11 protein-coding genes and 1 tRNA gene are annotated in these 19,073 nt (G+C 36.5%); 9 read left to right on the top strand and 3 right to left on the bottom strand.

The features are described 5' to 3' along the window. Nucleotides 1–286: 286 nt before the first annotated feature. The 6 genes from RE317_RS05500 (at nucleotide 287) to RE317_RS05525 (ending at nucleotide 14,147) form a co-directional block, all read left to right on the top strand. Entirely contained in the window at nucleotides 287–3,415 is a 3,129-nt protein-coding gene (locus RE317_RS05500) for a TonB-dependent receptor (protein WP_032953623.1), read from the top strand. A 12-nt stretch (nucleotides 3,416–3,427) separates the two neighbouring features. After that, on the top strand, nucleotides 3,428–4,924 hold the full coding sequence (locus RE317_RS05505) for a RagB/SusD family nutrient uptake outer membrane protein (protein WP_005839145.1): 1,497 nt from the start codon (nucleotides 3,428–3,430) through the stop codon (nucleotides 4,922–4,924). Nucleotides 4,925–5,106: 182 nt separating this feature from the next. Beyond that, the gene (locus tag RE317_RS05510) at nucleotides 5,107–8,085 is read left to right on the top strand and encodes a TonB-dependent receptor (protein WP_259321187.1); all 2,979 of its coding nucleotides are present in this window, start codon (nucleotides 5,107–5,109) and stop codon (nucleotides 8,083–8,085) included. Nucleotides 8,086–8,103: 18 nt separating this feature from the next. Further along, nucleotides 8,104–9,582, top strand: a complete 1,479-nt coding sequence (locus tag RE317_RS05515; RefSeq protein ID WP_117873581.1) for a RagB/SusD family nutrient uptake outer membrane protein — start codon at nucleotides 8,104–8,106, stop codon at nucleotides 9,580–9,582. A gap of 268 nt (nucleotides 9,583–9,850) precedes the next feature. Further along, a complete protein-coding gene (locus tag RE317_RS05520; RefSeq protein ID WP_057249975.1) occupies nucleotides 9,851–12,643 on the top strand; it encodes a TonB-dependent receptor in 2,793 nt (930 codons plus the stop codon). 28 nt (nucleotides 12,644–12,671) lie between these two features. Further along, nucleotides 12,672–14,147, top strand: a complete 1,476-nt coding sequence (locus RE317_RS05525) for a RagB/SusD family nutrient uptake outer membrane protein (RefSeq protein ID WP_005842656.1) — start codon at nucleotides 12,672–12,674, stop codon at nucleotides 14,145–14,147. 150 nt (nucleotides 14,148–14,297) lie between these two features. On the opposite strand, the gene RE317_RS05530 is transcribed toward RE317_RS05525, so the two are convergent. The 3 genes from RE317_RS05530 to rsmI form a co-directional block, all read right to left on the bottom strand. Then, nucleotides 14,298–14,987, bottom strand: coding sequence for a YjjG family noncanonical pyrimidine nucleotidase (locus RE317_RS05530; protein ID WP_005842658.1), 690 nt, complete (start codon nucleotides 14,985–14,987; stop codon nucleotides 14,298–14,300). 75 nt (nucleotides 14,988–15,062) lie between these two features. Next, a complete protein-coding gene (locus RE317_RS05535; RefSeq protein WP_005842660.1) occupies nucleotides 15,063–15,911 on the bottom strand; it encodes a hypothetical protein in 849 nt (282 codons plus the stop codon). A 28-nt stretch (nucleotides 15,912–15,939) separates the two neighbouring features. After that, nucleotides 15,940–16,614, bottom strand: coding sequence for a 16S rRNA (cytidine(1402)-2'-O)-methyltransferase (gene rsmI / locus RE317_RS05540; protein ID WP_005842662.1), 675 nt, complete (start codon nucleotides 16,612–16,614; stop codon nucleotides 15,940–15,942). A 204-nt stretch (nucleotides 16,615–16,818) separates the two neighbouring features. On the opposite strand from rsmI, the gene RE317_RS05545 reads away from it, so the two are divergent. From RE317_RS05545 to RE317_RS05555, 3 genes are all read left to right on the top strand, one after another. Beyond that, complete coding sequence (locus tag RE317_RS05545) at nucleotides 16,819–17,418, top strand: thymidine kinase (protein ID WP_005842663.1); 600 nt, start codon at nucleotides 16,819–16,821, stop codon at nucleotides 17,416–17,418. A 10-nt stretch (nucleotides 17,419–17,428) separates the two neighbouring features. Continuing rightward, nucleotides 17,429–18,565, top strand: a complete 1,137-nt coding sequence (locus RE317_RS05550) for an AI-2E family transporter (RefSeq protein ID WP_008669403.1) — start codon at nucleotides 17,429–17,431, stop codon at nucleotides 18,563–18,565. 91 nt (nucleotides 18,566–18,656) lie between these two features. Next, a tRNA-Lys gene (locus RE317_RS05555) sits at nucleotides 18,657–18,729 on the top strand. The last annotated feature ends 344 nt before the right edge of the window (nucleotides 18,730–19,073 follow it).

Here is a 19,073-nt window from a genome sequence, read left to right on the forward strand (position 1 = left end):
TCTTTATATTTATTAGACGATTCGTTAACATTTATAGGTTAATGTATGTTTACCTGATCACTTATAAATTGAAAGTTTCTCTTTTTAATGACTTAAAAAAAAGAATAAATATGAGGTTTATTTTCGTCTTTTGTGAGTTTTAAATGCCTAAAAGCATAAAAATATAGCAGTTTAGTATGTTTTTTACAATAATTTGTTTGATATTACAATTTTATTCATACCTTTGTCATTTGTTAGAGTGAATGAATTTATATTAATGTAAAGTTAAACTTTAAGAGAGAATTTTATGAAAAGAAAATTAATGCTGTTATTGACCTGCCTTTTTGTAGGTATAGGTTTGGTAACCGCTCAGATCACGAAGGTAACAGGTACTGTTATTTCGGAGGAGGACGGATTACCCGTAGTTGGCGCCTCTATTTTAGTAAAAGGTACTACTGTAGGTACAGTTACTGACATGGATGGTAAATTTGCATTATCAAATGTTCCAAGTTCCGCAAAGACTTTGGTAGTTTCCTTTATCGGAATGGCTAGTCAAGAGGTTTCTATTAAACAGAATGTTAGCATCATTTTAAAATCTGATACAGAGATGCTTGACGATGTAGTGGTTGTAGCTTATGGTACTGCGAAAAAGTCATCTTTTACAGGATCAGCGACTGCTGTTAGTGGAGAAAAAATAGCAAAAATGCAGGTTTCTTCAGTATCTAAAGCCTTGGAAGGTGCAGCAGCAGGTGTACAAGTAATCAATACCAGTGGGCAGCCTGGAGAAAATGCTAAAATAAGAATCCGTGGTATTGGCTCTTTTAGCGCATCATCGGCTCCTTTATACGTAGTTGATGGTATGCCTTATGACGAAGAGTCGGTTAATGCATTAAATCCTGCCGATATTGAAAGTATGTCTATATTAAAAGATGCTGCATCTGCAGCCCTTTATGGCTCACGTGCAGCAAATGGTGTTGTGATGATTACTACTAAAAAAGGTATGGTAGATAAATCCAAAGTTACTCTTGATGCACGCTGGGGAGTAAATACTCGTGGTGTTCCAGAATATGATATCATGAAAGATCAAAGAGAATACGTACTAACAGCCTGGAATACTTTAAAAAATCAATCTACAGGTGCAGAAGCTTCCGAAGAATTAATAGGTAGCATTGGATACAATCCATTCATCGGTGTAGCTAATAATGCCATGGTTTCAGCAGATGGCGTAGTTAGTTCTGCGGCTCTACGCCATAATGACGATTGGGCTGATGCCGCATTACATAATGGTATGCGTCAGGAATATAATTTGAGCCTGCAAGGTGGTAACGCTAAGACAACTCATTTTTTATCATTGGGATATTTGAAAGATGAAGGAATCTTAAGACATACTGACTTTGAACGTATTTCAGCACGTGCCAATATTAATCATACTGTAAATAAGTTTATTGATATCAATGGTAATTTGGCTTACGCAAGAGCGGAAAAAAATGCAGGCCAGTCACAAAATGCTAGTTTGTCTAATTACTCTAATGCTTTTATGTTCACTCAGCAAATCGCTCCTATTTATCCTGTATATGCGTATGACGAAAACGGAAATCGCATATATGACGAAGAAGGCAACACTGTTTATGATTTTGGTGATGGTACATACAGTACACGTATGGGCGGTTTCAGTAATCAAAATGTTGCAGCTAATTCTGGGTTGGATGTGCATCAGACTTTGAATGACAATTTTAATGGCCGTGGTACTATTAACATTAATATTATTGATGGTTTAAAAGCGACTGCTAACATTGGTTATGATTTAATGAATCAAATCCGTACAGATCACATGAATCAGTTATATGGGGATGCTGCTAATGTGAATGGTCGTACTTATAAATATAATCAACGTATTGAATCGTTTACAGCAAATCAACTTTTAACCTATAGTAAAGCATTTGGTCATCATAATATTGACATAATGGCTGGTCACGAATCTTATTCATATACACTGAAATATCAGTATACTCATAAATACAATTTTTATACTATTGGAAATCCTGAGTTCAACAATGCCATAACTATGAGTGATATGAATTCATATACACAAGAACATAGTATGGAAAGTTTCTTTGGTCGTGTAAACTATGATTTTGATAACAAATATTATCTATCTGCAAGTATTCGTTCAGATGAATCGTCCAAATTCCATCCTGATCACCGCCGTGGTACTTTTTGGTCTGTCGGAGGTTCTTGGAGATTAACACAGGAAGAGTTTTTGAAAGATGTGGAATGGTTGTCTAATCTTAAACTAAAAGCAAGTTATGGAACACAAGGTAATGATGGAATTCTTGATATAAATGGTTATGTAGTCTATCAACCATATCTGAAGCAATATTCTGTAACCAATAATAACGGAGATTTCTCTGTAGTCGAAACTTATCGTGGAAATAAAGATTTGACTTGGGAAAAAAGCAAAAATTTAAATATCGGTTTGGAAGCTGCTTTTCTTAATAACCGTTTGAAACTAGAAACTGAATATTTCTTGAAGAAGACTTCGGATATGTTGTACAATATGCCTTATCCTATTTCTTCTGGAATTTCTTACGTTCCAATGAACCTGTTGGATATGCAGAATAAGGGGATTGAATTTACTATTTCTGCCACCCCAATTCAAACAAAAGATTTTATATGGAATTTATCTTTTAACGGTACACATTATAGCAATAAGATTTTGAATCTTCCAGAAGACAAAAGAGAGAATGGAATTATTCATGGTACTGCTTCTTTGTTCCGCTTAATGGAAGGAGGGTCTATTTATGATCTTTATACCTATGAATACGCAGGTGTTAATCCAGAAACAGGAGCAGCACAATGGTATATGGATGAGAAAGATGCTAATGGCAAAGTGACTGGAAGGACCGTAACCGAAGACTATACTCAGGCAAGCAAATATGAATTAGGTTCTACTTTGCCCGATTTCCAAGGAGGTTTTTCAACTGATTTTGCATACAAAGGAATCGATCTTTCTATAGCTACAAACTTTCAAATTGGTGGAAAGATATATGACAGCATGTATTCTTCTTTCATGCATGCGGGAAGCAATATTGGCAGTAACTGGCACAAGGATATCTTGAATGCTTGGACTCCGGAAAATAAAAATACAAATGTGCCTATAATGGATGGTGCACAAAATAGTAATAGCCAATCTTCACGTTTCTTGATAAATGCATCATTCTTTAACATCCGTAACATTTCATTAGGATATACTTTTCCGAAAGAATGGATGAAAGCAATATCAGCAAGCAGTGCACGTATTTACGTATCTGCCGATAATGTAGCTTTATTCTCTAAACGTAAAGGTATGGACCCACGCCAATATGCTTATGGATATTCGGCTGCTAATTATTCTGCGATTCGTACTTTATCATTCGGCATTAATTTGAACTTTTAAAAGAATAGAATTATGAAATATACAAAATATTTAGCAATATTGGCTGCAGCGTTTATGATGGGATCTTGTAGCGATGACTTTTTGGACAAGGAACCTTCAGAAAATGCATCAGAAGACCAAATTAAAGATTTGCTTGATAAAGATCCTACAGCTATTCAAGCATATATTACAGGATATTACAAAAATATGTTTTCTCCGGAAGCACAGCAAAGTCATGATGATTTCGGATTAAAGGCATTTGAATTGGCTACAGACTTGATGGGAGATGATATGGCATATATGACTTCACACTTCTTCGTATATGATTATCTGCTTGACAACCGTGCTTCAAGTTATCGTCGTACGACCACTTATTGGCAAGAATTATATGCTGTAATCAGTGGTGCAAATGAAGTAATCAGCGGTCTGAAAGAACAAGCGGATAGCGGTGATGAGAGTGTTGAGAAGATGTTGGGACAAAGTTACACCATACGTGCTTACTGCTATTTTTGGTTAATAAACATGTACCAGCAACCTTATGAATGGAATAAAGATAAATTAGGTATTCCTATTTATACTGAATCTGAAACCAAATTGAATCGTGTTCCTGTAAGTGAGGTCTATGAACAGATATTAAGTGATATAGATAAAGGATATAATTATTTGAAAGGAAAAGGAATAGCCAAGAAAGATGAATTAAATGAATATGCAGCAGCTGCTATTTATGCAAACATTCTTTCATTTGTTAATGATTATCCCGATCAATGGAATGAAGTTGCTAAATACGCAAAATTGGCTATTGAAGGTGGCTCACTGATGAGTGAAAAAGAATTACTTTCCGGCTTTAATGACCTTTCTTTGAGTGAAGTGTTATGGGGGGCTGATATTAATGGTGAAACAAATACATTCTACGCTTCATTCATGAGTCAAGTTGATCCTTACGGCCCGGGATATGGTGGTAATTTAGGAAATTACAAAATGATTTCCAGTGATTTGTATGAAAAAATTTCAGATGATGACATTCGTAAAAAATGGTTTGGAGTTGATTTGGGAGAAACAAATACTCATTATAAAGTAAGACAATATGTGCAGCGCAAATTTATTGATATAGGTTCTACCGCGCCTGGTTTTACTCCTACAGGTGATACTTTTTGCTCTGACTATATTTATTTGCGTACTGGTGAAATGTATTTTGTAGCTGCAGAAGCATTATATAGGGCAGGGAAAGAAAATGAAGCCAAAACAATGCTGACTACGATTATGAAAACTCGTAATCCAAAATATGAAACATCCGCAACAAGTGATGCACTTTTACAAGAAATTGAACTTCAAAAGCGTATTGAAATGTGGGGTGAAGGTCGTCGTTTATTTGACATGAAACGTCGTAATGAAAGTTTGGATAGAACACATGCAATTAATCATAGTGCGATTGCTCCAAAGGAAGTCCCTGCAGGTAGTAAATTATTCATTTATCAAATCCCTGATAAGGAGTTAAATGCCAATAGTGAGATTACTGATAAAAACGAATAGCTAATAATAGGTCTATAATAAAAAAGATGCTTAGATTACTAGGCATCTTTTTTATGTTTAAGGTAGAATAAAAGTAGACATAAAATCAAATTATTTTTTTATGTTATAATATATAGTTGATTTATAGTTTGTTATAATAGATGTAATATTGTATATCTACAAGAGAGCAGAATGCTAAACATTTGATTACTAGATGTTTTTTTGTATATTTTAGTTCCGCAAAGACTTTGGTAGTTTCCTTTATCGGAATGAAGAGTCAAGAATTGGATGTCAAGTCTAATTTACATATTAGTTTGAAACCCGATACTGAAACTCTTGATGAAGTTGTGGTGGTTGCGTATGGTGCTGCTAAGAAAAATTCATTAACAGGTTCGGTAGCTACTGTGAAATCGGATGCTTTAGAGAAAGTCCCAACTGCTTCTTTTGAGAAAGCGTTACAAGGATTATCCGCAGGCGTACAAGTAGAAAGTCAATCAGGTCAACCTGGTTCAGTAAGCCAAGTACGTATCCGCGGTATTGGGTCTATGTCCGCATCCAGCCAGCCTTTGTATGTTATTGATGGCGTTCCTGTTTCATCAAAGAATATATCAAAAGTCGCAGATGAAGATAGTTATGGAACTTCTGTAAATCCATTATCCAATTTGAATCCTAATGACATAGAATCCATATCGGTTCTGAAAGATGCGTCTGCCGCTTCATTATATGGTTCGCGTGCTGCTAACGGGGTTGTCATGATAACTACAAAGCAAGGTGCTTCCGGACAAGCAAAGATCGAATTTAAAGCTCAAGTAAGTTCTTCACATTTACCTTCCAATGGCTATGATTTAATGAGTTCTACAGAACATTATAAGACTTATTACAAAGGATTCTATACTCAAAACATAAGCGACGGAATGACTTCCGAAGCAGCTAGTATTGCAGCTAATGCATCTGTACAAGATATGTATAAAGCCAATCCTTTTAATATGGCTAATCCTTTTACTGGAGAGGGAATTTTGGCAAGTGGTGCAAAAGCTATGATAAATACAGACTATTTAGATGAACTGTTTAAGACAGCAACTACCCAGCAATATGATTTAAGCATCAGTGGTGGTAGTGACAAATCTAAATATTTTATATCTTTGGGATATATGGACCAAGATGGTTTGGCCGTTGGTTCGGATTTATCACGTTATTCTGCCCGCATTAATGTCAGCAGTAAAATTAAGCCTTGGGCAGAAATCGGTGTAACATCCACAATGTCAGTCAATGAGCAAAACACCCCTCCGGGCGGTGGAGGTGGTTCATCACCTTTAACCAATGCTTTTTTTGTCCCTAATGCTATCTCGCTCTATAAATTGGATAATGATTTTAATAAAATCTATGATGAAAAAGGCAATCCTGTTTATAACTATGTGAACCCTGTGTTCAATGACATGAACACACTGGCTTTTTCGAAAATGGATATCTACAATACTAAAACGCATCGGGCATTAATTAGTCCATTTATTGATTTGAATATTTTCGGTGTACATTGGCGTAACAGTTTCTCTTATGACTATACCAATATGGATGAAATGCGTTGGTATAATCCAGAACATGGTAATGGTGCGGCAGTAGATGGACGATTAAGCAAATATGCTATTAGTGACATCACATCCACATTTACCAGTACGTTGAATTATGCTTTTTCTTTGTTTAATGATCATCATATTGGTTTGCTGGCCGGTTATGAAGCATATAAGAACACTTATTCCATGCTTCATGCCCATGCTACAGGTTTTTCTAATAGTGAAATGATTGAATTAAGTATGGCCTCTACTCCTTATGAAACTAAATCAAAGAAAGATCACGAGCGTATGCAATCATTTTTCGGGCGCATAAACTATGATTATTTAAACAAATACTTTCTTTCATTCAGTATTCGTACCGATGGCTCCTCACGGTTTGCACCTGGACATCGTTGGGGGACGTTCTGGTCTATCGGTGGCAACTGGCGTATCAGTGAAGAGAATTTTTTTAAAGGTATTGAATGGGTTGATGATTTAAAATTACGTGCCAGTTATGGAACTTCAGGTAACAAACAATCTGATTATTTGTATGGCTTCCAAGGCTTATATGATACAGGAAACAATTACAATGGTCAAAACGGCATTACACACCTGCAAATTCCTAATGATGAATTATCATGGGAAAAGTCTAAAAATTTTAATGTAGGTATTGATTTTGGAATATTTGGATGTTTGAATGGTAGTATTGAATATTACAATAAAACTTCAGATGCCTTATTACTTGAAAAACCATTGGCGCCCTCAACCGGATTTGAAAATGCTATATCAAACCTAGGTGGTATGCGTAATCAAGGTATAGAAATTGATTTGCATTCAACAAATATCAATACGAAAGATTTCACTTGGACAACGGACTTTAATATTGCTTTTAACAATAATAAAATAACATCTTATCCTCAAAAAGAAGAAGTGGTTGGCACCAAAATTCGGACTGTAGGCTATAGTATCTATGAATTCTATATGCAAGAATGGGCTGGTGTAGACCCCGTTAATGGAGACCCACTGTGGTATATGGATGTAACTGATGATAAAGGCAACCCTACAGGAGAACGTACCACAACCAATACATACTCTAAAGCTACAAAATATAAATTAGGGTCTGCACTTCCTTCAGCAACCGGAGGTTTGACTAATACTGTTTCATGGAAAGGTGTAGATTTCTCATTCATGTTTACTTACGGATTTGGAGGTAAGATATATGATGTATATGAGGAAAATTTATTAAATGATGGAAATAAGACTGGATATCAGTTGATAACAGAACAAGCAGATAGTTGGACACCGGAAAACACAAATGCTTCCAATCCAAAATTTATTCCAAATAATTCCAATACTTCTAATGGAAGATCAAGTCGCTATCTACATAATGCAGATTTCATTAAGTTAAAGAATATCAGTTTAGGTTATTCACTACCCAAATCACTGATTAAAAAAATTCTATTACAGAATGTACGTATCTATGTCAGTGCAGATAACTTGATAACTTGGAATTTGGATAAAAAATTCAAAAGTTATGATGTAGAATTAGGTGGTGTTGATGGTTTGCTTGATGGAGGCGGTACAGTTCCATTGGCGGGAACATTTACTGCGGGAATTAATCTAACTTTCTAACTTATAAACCAGATATATATGAAAAAAATATCCTATATTTTTGCTTCTATACTGTTGACTGCTTCATTAAGCGGCTGCAATGATTTTTTGGATGTAACTCCTTCTGACCAGTATTCAGATGCAAGTGTTTTCACTAGTACTGAAGGAGCACAGCAGGTGTTAATTGGTGCTTATGACTGGTTTACTAATGGCCATTACGCTCATTATACCAATCAATATATTTTCTTTATGCCTGATGTGATGGCTGATGATGCAATGGTAAACAGTACAGGTAACTATAATCGTTTTGTTTCACCTTATCAATACTCTATTACTCCAAGCAGTACTTATTCTGTGGATCCTTGGATTGGTTGCTATAGCTTAATTGATAACTGTAATGCTATTTTAGATAATTTAGAAACATTACCGGAAAGTAGTGAACGTAATCGTATTGAAGGAGAGTCTTTGGCATTGCGTACCTATGCATATCACTATTTGATTAGAATGTATGCAAAACCTGTTAATAAATATCCTGATAATCCAGGAGTTATTCTTCGTTTAACATCTTCAACTACAGACATACCTCGCTCTACGGTAAAAGATTGCTATGTTCAAATGGTGAATGATATTGAAAAGGCTTGTACTTTATTGACAGGTACATCCTCTTCTTCAAAATGTTACATAACAGAACAGGCAGCTCATGGAATTGCTGCTAGAATTTATTTAGACTTAGGCGATTACACTAATGGAACGTCACATGCAAACAAAGCTTTATCAGAAATTACATTGATGTCAAAAGCTGATTATAAAAACAAGTTCTGTGAAAATAACACTGAAACAATATGGTATTTTACATGTACCTCTACTGACAAGCAATCATTCTTATCGTTGCCAGCATTTTGGTACTATTGTGACCAAGATTCTACTTATGTAAAAGACGGGTACAGTTCTCTAGGTGTTGCAAAAGAGTTGATTGATATTTTTGATGATACAGATATCCGTAAAACTTTATTTGTAAAGATAGATGGCAAATATTACAAACGCAATGGCAGCTATGTCACATGCAAAATTAACAGCCGGAAGAATGACGATAGCGATGGAACAAAAGGCTCTGGTACAGTAGCTTTTGCTGAAGGTGATTATAATATGATGCGTGGTTCTGAAATGTATTTAATTATAGCTGAACTAGCCGCTGATAATAATCATGAAGATGAAGCCTTAGCTGCTTTGAATAAAGTGAGGGAAGCACGCGGTATAAATGCATATTCAGGCACAGGTGATGTTTTAAAAACAGAGATACAGAATGAACGTCGTCGTGAACTTTTTGCTGAAGGTCACCGTTTATTTGATCTTAAGCGCAGAGATTTACCAATGGATCGTTCAAATTTAACATTGGATTGGAGCAGAGTCGGATTGATTCCTGCCGGTTCAGACAAATTAGAAATGCCCATACCTCAAGATGAAATTGATGCGAACGGTGCGTTAACAATAGCAGATCAGAATCCTGCATATAAATAACTAATATACAGCAAATATTGTTATTTGGTACTAAGGAAAGGACTGATATTTTCATTTAAATTGAGAATATCAGTTCTTTTATAATATATAGTCAAAATATATTTAAAACAAAAATGAAGTAAACACTTTATTTCAGTAGAATAAAGGTAGAAAATTATTTCTTTTATACTTCTCAAACAATTTATATAGCAGAAAAGCAGGTAAAGCGAAGAAATACTTTTGTGTTGATTATCAAATATTTACATAAATAATTAGTTCCGCAAAGACTTTGGTGGTTTCCTTTATCGGAATGGCTACACAAGAAGTAGCTATAAAACAGACTGTTAACATCACGTTAAAGTCGGATGCCGAAGTGCTTGAAGAAGTGGTAGTAACAGGATATGGAGTTCAACGCAAAGCTTCATTTACTGGTGCTGCTGCTATTATTGGTGAAGATGTTATAGCCAAAAAATCTGATGCTAATTTTGTGAAAGCACTAGAAGGAGCTGTACCAGGCGTACAAATGAGCAACTCTACCAGTATGCCTGGTGTTTGGAGCGAGATTTATGTTCGTGGACGTGGTTCTTTGAATTCAGGCACTCAGCCATTATATGTAATAGATGGAATGCCTGTCAACTCTGAAACAGATGGTATGAGTACGACTACAAATAATAATTTTGATCCGATGGCCGCAATCAACCCTTCTGATATTGAAAGTGTTACAGTTCTAAAAGATGCTGCGGCTACAGCCATTTATGGTTCACGCGCAGCTAATGGCGTTATTGTAATCACTACTAAAAAAGGAAAAGAGGGAAAAATGAGCATCAACTTAGACATTAAACAAGGATTTGTTTCAATGGGAAATCATAATATGGATTACGCCAATGCTCAAGAATCTATGAATCTATTTGCTCATGGACGTTCTGTTGCTTATGGTAACACCTATGATGAGAGCTATGATTATTTGAAAAAAGTATATCAAGGTTATGGTTGGGATGGTGTTTCATCCTACGATTGGATGGATGCTATCACCCGTAAAGGATACTACCAAGACTACAATGTAAACCTCCAAGGACGTTCTGGTTCTACTGGTTATTATGTTAGTTTAGGTTATTTAGATACTGAAGGATTGATTATTGGTTCTGACATGAAACGTTATTCAGGACGTTTGAACCTAGACTCTAAGTTCAGTTGCTTTACTATCGGTGTCAATGCTTCATACAGTAATTCTACCCAAAACGGCTTTTCACAAGCTACAAGTGGCTCTATGTCCAGCGCTACTGTAGCAGCTATAAGTTCTATGAATCCTATGATGCCTTTCTATAATGAAGATGGAAGTTATGCCAATATCAGTAATTATAATCCTCTAGCTTTATATGATGAAAAAGCTGGTGAAATCAATGAAAACAATAATCAAACATTGAACTTCAACCCATATTTGCAGATTGATCTCGGAAAAGGTATTTATGCAAAAACTACCTTAGGTGTAAATATTGCTGATTTACGTCAATATCAATATTGGAGTGCATTATATAATCCACAAGCTGTTGATTATAATGGATTAGGTCAACAGTACAATTCTCGTTATACAACAATTACGTGGAACAATGTATTAGGTTGGAACTATACTTTTGACAAACACAATATTAACTTGTTATTAGGTCAAGAGATGCAACGAAAGAATTATTTCTATGAATATTATTCAGGCTCTGATTTCCCATTTGCAGCTGATGGAAAAACCGACCTTTCTACTGCTGGAACTCCTCAAGGATCAGAATATTATAAGAAAGAAGCTCGATTGGCATCATATTTTATGGATGCACACTACTCTTACGAGGATAAATATTATGTATCTGGTTCATTCCGCCGTGACGGTTCCTCTGTTTTCGGTTCAAATCATCGTTGGGGTAACTTTTGGTCTGTTGGTGGAAAATGGCGTGTAAGTGGAGAAGAATTTCTTAAAGATAATTCTATTATTACCAATGCCACTCTTCGGGCCTCTTACGGAACCGTAGGTAATCAAGATATCGATTGGTATGCAGCACGTGGTTTCTATTCTTCCGGATACAATTATAACGAAAAGCCTGGTATGACTCCCACTAGCATCTCTAATTCAGATTTGACATGGGAAACTTCAAAAAAATTTGATATAGGTTTTGATTTATCTTTAATTAATCGTATCCATCTTACTTTCGATTATTATAATGAAGAGACGAGTGACGCATTGTTTGAAGTACCATTGTCCATGACTACAGGTATGTCTACAGTATACCAAAATATTGGTGCAATCCGCAACCGTGGTATTGAAGCATCTATCAATGCATCTGTTATCAACAACAATAATCTTACATGGAATATTTATGCAAATATGACATGGAACAAAAATAAGATCATCAAACTATCTACAGATGAACCCATAGAATATACTTATCAAATTATTGAAGAAGGACGCCCCTATCGCCAATTCTATATGAAAGAATATGCAGGCGTTGACCGCGAAAATGGTAAACCATTATGGTATCTGAATGAAGAAGGCAACGAAACGACCTCCGACTACAATGCAGCAGCCAAACGTTATGTAGGCGATGCTGACCCCAAAGTTTTAGGTGGATTCGGTACAAATTTAAGCTGGAAAGGATTTGACTTTAACATGAACTTTACCTATAGATTAGGAGGAAAAGTTTTCGATTCCGGAGCTTCATTCACCGGATTTGGTATGGCCAATCGTACTCCGTTGAAAGACGTTGCATTAAATTCATGGACAGAAGAAAATAAAGATGCCAAATATCCACAATATATTTATGGAGATCCCAATAAAGCAACTCAAACTTCTTCTAGATTCTTATATAGCAGTAATTTCTTACGTATCAGTAACATGACCTTAGGTTACACTGTGCCCGTAAATCTAACAAAGAAAATATTCATTCAAAAATTACGAGCTTATATATCCATTGATAATTTATATACATTTACATCCAATGATTTTGTTGGATATAATCCTGAAACCTATTCCAATGGTGTAATTGCGTGGCAATATCCAGCAACCCGTACATTCATCGGAGGTATTCAATTAAGTTTTTAAATAAGGTAAAATTTAATAAAGGAAAGATATGAAAAAATATATTTTAAATGCAATTGCCATTTTTACATTTGCAACAGGACTTTCCTCATGTGGTGACAGTTTTCTTGAAACTGACAACTATAAAGGAGTGGACCTAGAAGGAGGGCTCAACACTGTAACTAACGTTAGTACAGCATTAAATGGAACTTATTATCAATTATTTTATTATGCATTTGCTGGTAACTATGCTTTAGCTATTGGTGATATTCCTACAGATATTACTTATTGGAATACTAAAACCGGACATTTTGATGGTATTTATACCTATACTTTTACAGATACAGATACTTATTTAAAAAGTATTTGGGAGTATGGTTATAAAACAGCTGATAATGCAGCACGTGTAATTCAAGCTTCTCAAGCACTATATAACAATGCAAGCGATGATGAAAAAACAGAACTTAATATGTATATGGCTGAAGCTTATGCTCTAAGAGGTTACGCACAATTATTGCTTACTAATATTTATGGGCACCAAATAAAAGTGAATGGACAAGATTTTTCTTCCGAACTAGGAATCGTCATAATTGACCAACCCAAAGAAGCATTGACTAAAATCAGCCGTTCTACTGTTGGCGAAAGCTATGAAGCCATCATCAATGACCTAAAAAATGCATTATCCCATTTTGAAGCAGCTGGTAAAGACAGAGGAGAACTCCAATATTTAGGAAAAGCTGCTACTAATGGTTTATTGGCCCGTACCTACCTATATTTAGAAAATTGGGATGAAGCAAGAAACTATGCAGAACAAGCACTAAAAATAGCGGGTATTACTACTTTAACCAACGATGCTAATGCATACAAAGCTCTTTATAATAGTGAAATATCAAATTCCGAAAGTATGTTTGCTTTAGCTATTACTAATACAACAAACTGGTCAGCTAATTCATATGGAACTTTGTGGTCTACATACAACTTTAGTCCTAGTCCTAAACTAATTTCAATGTATGCAACTAACGATTGCCGTAAAATTCTTATTGATGGAAGAGATAAAACTTCTACAGAATCTGAACCTGTTTACACAGGTGGTAAAATTGCTCACTTTTCGTCAGGTAACCCTGCTCGTGGAACTAATTATATTGTAAATGCTCCGGAAATGTATTTAATTAAGGCTGAAGCAAATGTACAATTAAACAAATTGAATGAAGCCAAAGAAGCTTTATTAGTAGTAGCCAAGCGTAATTTAGATATAAAATCAACAAACGATTTACCGAGCGAAAAAGAAAATCTTATGAGTTTTATAAAAGACGAACGTGCTCGTGAGTTATTCCAAGAAGGTATGCGTCTATATGATTTGCGTCGCTGGAATGAAAGAGTCAGTGTATATGCCAACAGTGCTCCAGCCATCAAATTTACTTATACTAATTACGAAATATCAAATTTAGTATTTCCTATTCCTAGTGCAGAAATCAACGCTGGATTCGGAGTAACTCAGAACAATTGGACAAATACTCTTCCAAAATAAATAATCACATTTTTTATTTTGAAAGAAAAATGCTTTTCAAGGGATGCCCCAATACACAGGAGCATCCCTTGAAAACAAATATCGGGCATTCCTTATGCAAATACATTGTTTGTGCCAACAGACTTATCCATCAACATCTTCCATTCAATTTTATAAGAAAGAAGCGATTTCCCGCCAATCCCTCATATCAAAACCAGGTTTAAAAGGCAAGCTCTTCTCACCTTTTATATTATAATAAACATTTCCCATCCCTACGTTTTTCGCACCTTCAACGTCATTCTTCCAATTATCTCCAATCATTAAAGAAGTATGCAGCTCGGACTGCGTAGCCGACATGGCAAAATAAAAAATCTCCGGAAACGGTTTATGTACTCCTATATCCTCTGACAAAACTATTTTCTTAAAATATCCTTCCACACCGGCAGAACGCATCTTCTGCTCTTGCAATTCCCTAAATCCATTGGACAAAATATACAGATTATAAGCGGATGCCAAATATTCCAAAGCCTCTCTTGCATGAGGCATCAGTTTCTTCTTGTAAACTATATCATCAAAAAAATTATCCGAATAGGCTTTCACCAACGCTTTATCTGCAACGCCTACCTGCAACAACGGATAGGCAAATCTTTGCTCATTCAACTCATCTTTTGTAATCCTACCAGCACCATATTCATTCCATAACTCCTCATTCTTCCCGCTATACAAAGTATAAAAATGCGAAAAAGAACGAAAATAACGATCAAAATGATATTTATCATACATGTCTTGGAATGTATCACGAGCGTTTTCAGTAAAAGCCCATACCGTATCATCCAAATCAATAAATATACTTCTATACATACAACATAAAGCAGATTAAAAAAGGGTTGCGTCACTCACGGCACAACCCTTTCACAGAACAATAATTTAAATTCCTTATTTCACCTGAATAACAAGATAGCGTGATACGCTCCAGAATTCAGTAGGATTTGTAATCTTCAAAGTCAGCTGGCCTTTCGCATCTTTCACCAGTTCATATGAACCAGCCGGATGTGTAGTCAGCAATTCGGCGCGTTTAGAATACAACTTGATTTCCTTATCAGTACGAATATCAATCTGAGTAAAATAATCCTTATTAAAATCCGCACTTTTCAGGACATCACCTTTTTCAAGAATTTTCTGGTCCTTCAATTCAGATTTTGTACCAAAAACAAACCAAGCAGCATTCAAAGCTTTATCCTGGCTGGCTACAGTTGCAGCCTTCGCCTCATTTTCAGCGGTCAGTTCACTTACATTCTGGCTTAAACCGGCCACAGCATCGTCCAACTCAGCGATACGAATATTTTTTGAAGCCAATTCAGCCTGCAAAGTCTCAATCTGCTGCTGTTTAGCTTCCAACTCCTTCGTCAGGTTGGCTACAGCTTTCTTCAACTGAGCGGAATTATACTGACTATTCTTCAATTGCTTCTCCAGTTTCGCAATCTGCTCACGGTTTGACTGTAATTTTTCACTGATGAAGCGAATATCTTCTTTTATCTTATCAGCACTATTCTCACGAATAGAACCACTCTGTAAGTCTACACGATTCTCAGCTTCATTTATCTGACGAAAACCTTCCTGTACTTCATTGAAAGCACCCATGATATCGTCCAATTCAGCATTTCTGTTTGACAGTTCTACCATCAAAGAATCATTTTGAGCCTTCAAGGCATCTTTCTGAGCTCCATTACCGCATGAAGTCAATAAAGCTACAGATAACAACGATAAAAATACTAGTTTTTTCATTTGCTTTACATTTTAAGTTTATTCATTTTTAGTCCTCTTTCCCACCGAGTACGATTACGATTTCACCTCGCGGCTCGTTTTGAGTGAAATGCGCTATAACTTCAGTTAATGTGCCCCGAACACTTTCTTCGTGAATTTTTGAAATCTCACGACATACGGAAACAGGCCTTTCGGCACCGAAAAACTCGGCAAATTGAGTTAAGGTTTTCACCAAACGGTAGGGTGATTCATAAAATATCATCGTCCGTTTTTCTTCTTGCAAAGAGGTCAAACGGGTCACTCTTCCTTTTTTTTGTGGCAGGAATCCTTCAAAGCAGAAACGTTCATCAGGCAATCCCGACGCCACCAGCGCAGGTACAAAAGCAGTAGCTCCAGGCAAACATTGCACCTCAATGCCACTCTTCACACACTCACGCACTATTAAAAATCCGGGATCAGAAATACCAGGAGTTCCGGCATCAGATATTAAAGCAACAGTTTCGCCCGCTTTGATGCGATTCACAATACCTTCCACTGTTTTATGCTCATTAAACTTATGATGAGACTGCATGGCGTTTTTAATTTCAAAATGTTTCAAAAGAATACCCGAAGTACGCGTGTCTTCCGCCAATATCAAATCAGCCTCTTTCAACACACGGATGGCACGGAAAGTCATATCCTCTAAATTTCCTACTGGAGTAGGTACGACATACAGTTTTCCCATAAAACAATTGCATTCTGTTATACTGGAACAAATGTAGAAAGAATTTAAATGCATAAAGTTAATTGTCCCAATTATTTAACAGATGTTGCACTTTTGTTTAACATTATATCTTTTATTAATAAATTTCCAAGTGAAAATAATCCTTTTTCGGGGTACAAGTCGTACATTTGCACTCAGAATTAATCTAATTGTTATAACTAAATTATGGTAGTTTTTTCAGAAGACCACATCCAGGAAACACGTAGAAGAGGAAGAATAGAAGTAATATGCGGCTCAATGTTCTCAGGTAAAACCGAGGAACTAATCCGCCGTTTGAAAAGAGCGAAGTTTGCCCGTCAACGGGTTGAAATATTCAAACCGGCCATAGATACACGCTATTCGGAAGAAGAAGTTGTATCACATGACAGCAACTCTATTGCCTCCACCCCTATTGATTCTTCTGCCAGCATCTTGCTTTTCTCCTCAGACAAGGATGTAGTGGGTATAGACGAAGCGCAATTTTTTGACGAAGGTTTGGTTGATGTCTGCAACAAGCTGGCTGACAACGGGATAAGAGTCATCGTCGCCGGATTGGACATGGATTTCAGGAGAGTTCCTTTCGGACCTATACCTGCCTTGCTGGCTATTGCAGACGAAGTAACCAAAGTTCATGCCATTTGTGTGAAATGTGGGAACTTGGCCTATGCCACCCACCGAATCACCAAAAGCGAAAAACGGGTCCTATTAGGGGAAAAGGCAGACTATGAACCTCTTTGCCGGACCTGCTATATGGAAGCTTTGAAAGAGGAAACTGAAAATAAATAACACACACTTTATGATACAGAAAAAAATAACATTCGATAGTTTTATCCGCGGAATATTGACAGCGATGGTCATTATCGGCATTCTATATCTGGTCAACCGACTCAGCGGAGTGCTGCTTCCTTTCTTCATAGCATGGCTGATAGCCTATCTTACCTATCCGATGGTCATTTTCTTTCAGAACAAATTGCGTCTGAGGAACCGGGTAATCTCCATATTGGTTGTTTTGCTGGTATTACTGTCCATTATCACTTTAGCATTTGTAGGACTTGTACCACCAATCATTGAAGAATTCGGCAAACTGAAAGAATTGCTCACCGCCTATTTTATCGAAGGATCCAAGCAAGCAGCTATTCCCGGCACAGTGGCCAATTTCATAAAAGAGCACATAGATATGTTGAAAATACACGAAGCGCTGAACGAAAGCAATTTTGCGAATACCATGCGTAATGTTCTTCCCCAAGTATGGGCATTGCTGACCCAATCTGTCAATATTGTATTCAGTGTATTCACCTCATTCATCATCCTGCTGTACACTTTCTTCATTCTATTAGATTATGAAGCCATTGCACGGGGATGGATAAAACTGATCCCTGCCAGACACCGTGAAATGACAGTACATATTGTCACGGATGTACAGGACGGCATGAACAAATATTTCCGCGGGCAGGCGTTTGTCGCTTTTTGTGTAGGGATTCTGTTCAGCATAGGGTTTCTTATTATTGATTTCCCGTTAGCCATCGGTTTCGGATTGTTTATCGGGCTTCTCAATATGGTTCCCTACCTTCAGCTTATCGCTTTTATTCCCACAGTCTTATTAGCCTTACTGAAGGCTGCGGATACAGGAGAGAATTTCTGGTGGATATTATTTTGCGCCTTCCTTGTGTTCTGCATCGTACAAATTATACAAGACGGTCTGATTGTACCGAAAGTTATGGGAAAAATCACAGGATTGAATCCTGCTATCATTTTATTATCCCTCTCCGTCTGGGGGGCATTAATGGGAATTGTAGGTATGATTATCGCTTTGCCTTGTACCAGCTTGATGCTTTCTTACTATCAAAGATACATACGAATAAAAGAAAAAGAATTTTCCGGAGGGATAGAACACTCTGATTTTCAGCACAAAGAGAATTCTAACGAAAAATAATTCAAAAAAATCAAGTAATATATTTGCATATTTCATCTAAAACGTCTACCTTTGCACTCGCAATTCGGAAGAATAGCAATAACAAAGGATTGATTCGCTAGCTCAGCAGGTAGAGCACAACACTTTTAATGTTGGGGTCTTGGGTTCGAGCCCCAAGCGGATCACTGAAAGAAGGGACTTGAAAAAGTCCCTTTCTTTTTCCAAACTCCTCATCGCCTTTGACTATCAAAGGGTTAGAAATCAGAATCAGGTTTTTCACTTAGAGTGTGGCACCAATAAAAAAAAGAGAAAAGGTGACACCGTTGGACATAAAAAGCCACTTTAGGACGGTTTTTGTGTTACAGCAGTTGTGTTACACTTCTCACAAATGTGTTACACTATGAACAATAGAGTTCGAACAGTTTTCAACAGACGAAAACAAGCAAGTGATAGGGTCAGCGGATTTTCCGGGTTGGCAAGCTTTCTTTTAAGCGTATAGCCTAGCCAGTCTGAACATGAAGAACTTCAG

The organism is Phocaeicola sp. GP0067, from assembly GCF_031119655.1.
GTDB classification, from domain to species: domain Bacteria; phylum Bacteroidota; class Bacteroidia; order Bacteroidales; family Bacteroidaceae; genus Phocaeicola; species Phocaeicola vulgatus.

What these genes read in the sequence shown, in the direction of transcription:
- RE317_RS05535 (WP_005842660.1), bottom strand. Translation starts at nt 15,911, where the DNA reads ATGAAAAAACTAGTATTTTTATCGTTGTTATCTGTAGCTTTATTGACT.
- RE317_RS05550 (WP_008669403.1), top strand. Translation starts at nt 17,429, where the DNA reads ATGATACAGAAAAAAATAACATTCGATAGTTTTATCCGCGGAATATTG.
- RE317_RS05515 (WP_117873581.1), top strand. Translation starts at nt 8,104, where the DNA reads ATGAAAAAAATATCCTATATTTTTGCTTCTATACTGTTGACTGCTTCA.
- RE317_RS05505 (WP_005839145.1), top strand. Translation starts at nt 3,428, where the DNA reads ATGAAATATACAAAATATTTAGCAATATTGGCTGCAGCGTTTATGATG.
- RE317_RS05525 (WP_005842656.1), top strand. Translation starts at nt 12,672, where the DNA reads ATGAAAAAATATATTTTAAATGCAATTGCCATTTTTACATTTGCAACA.
- RE317_RS05545 (WP_005842663.1), top strand. Translation starts at nt 16,819, where the DNA reads ATGGTAGTTTTTTCAGAAGACCACATCCAGGAAACACGTAGAAGAGGA.
- RE317_RS05530 (WP_005842658.1), bottom strand. Translation starts at nt 14,987, where the DNA reads ATGTATAGAAGTATATTTATTGATTTGGATGATACGGTATGGGCTTTT.
- RE317_RS05500 (WP_032953623.1), top strand. Translation starts at nt 287, where the DNA reads ATGAAAAGAAAATTAATGCTGTTATTGACCTGCCTTTTTGTAGGTATA.
- rsmI (WP_005842662.1), bottom strand. Translation starts at nt 16,614, where the DNA reads ATGGGAAAACTGTATGTCGTACCTACTCCAGTAGGAAATTTAGAGGAT.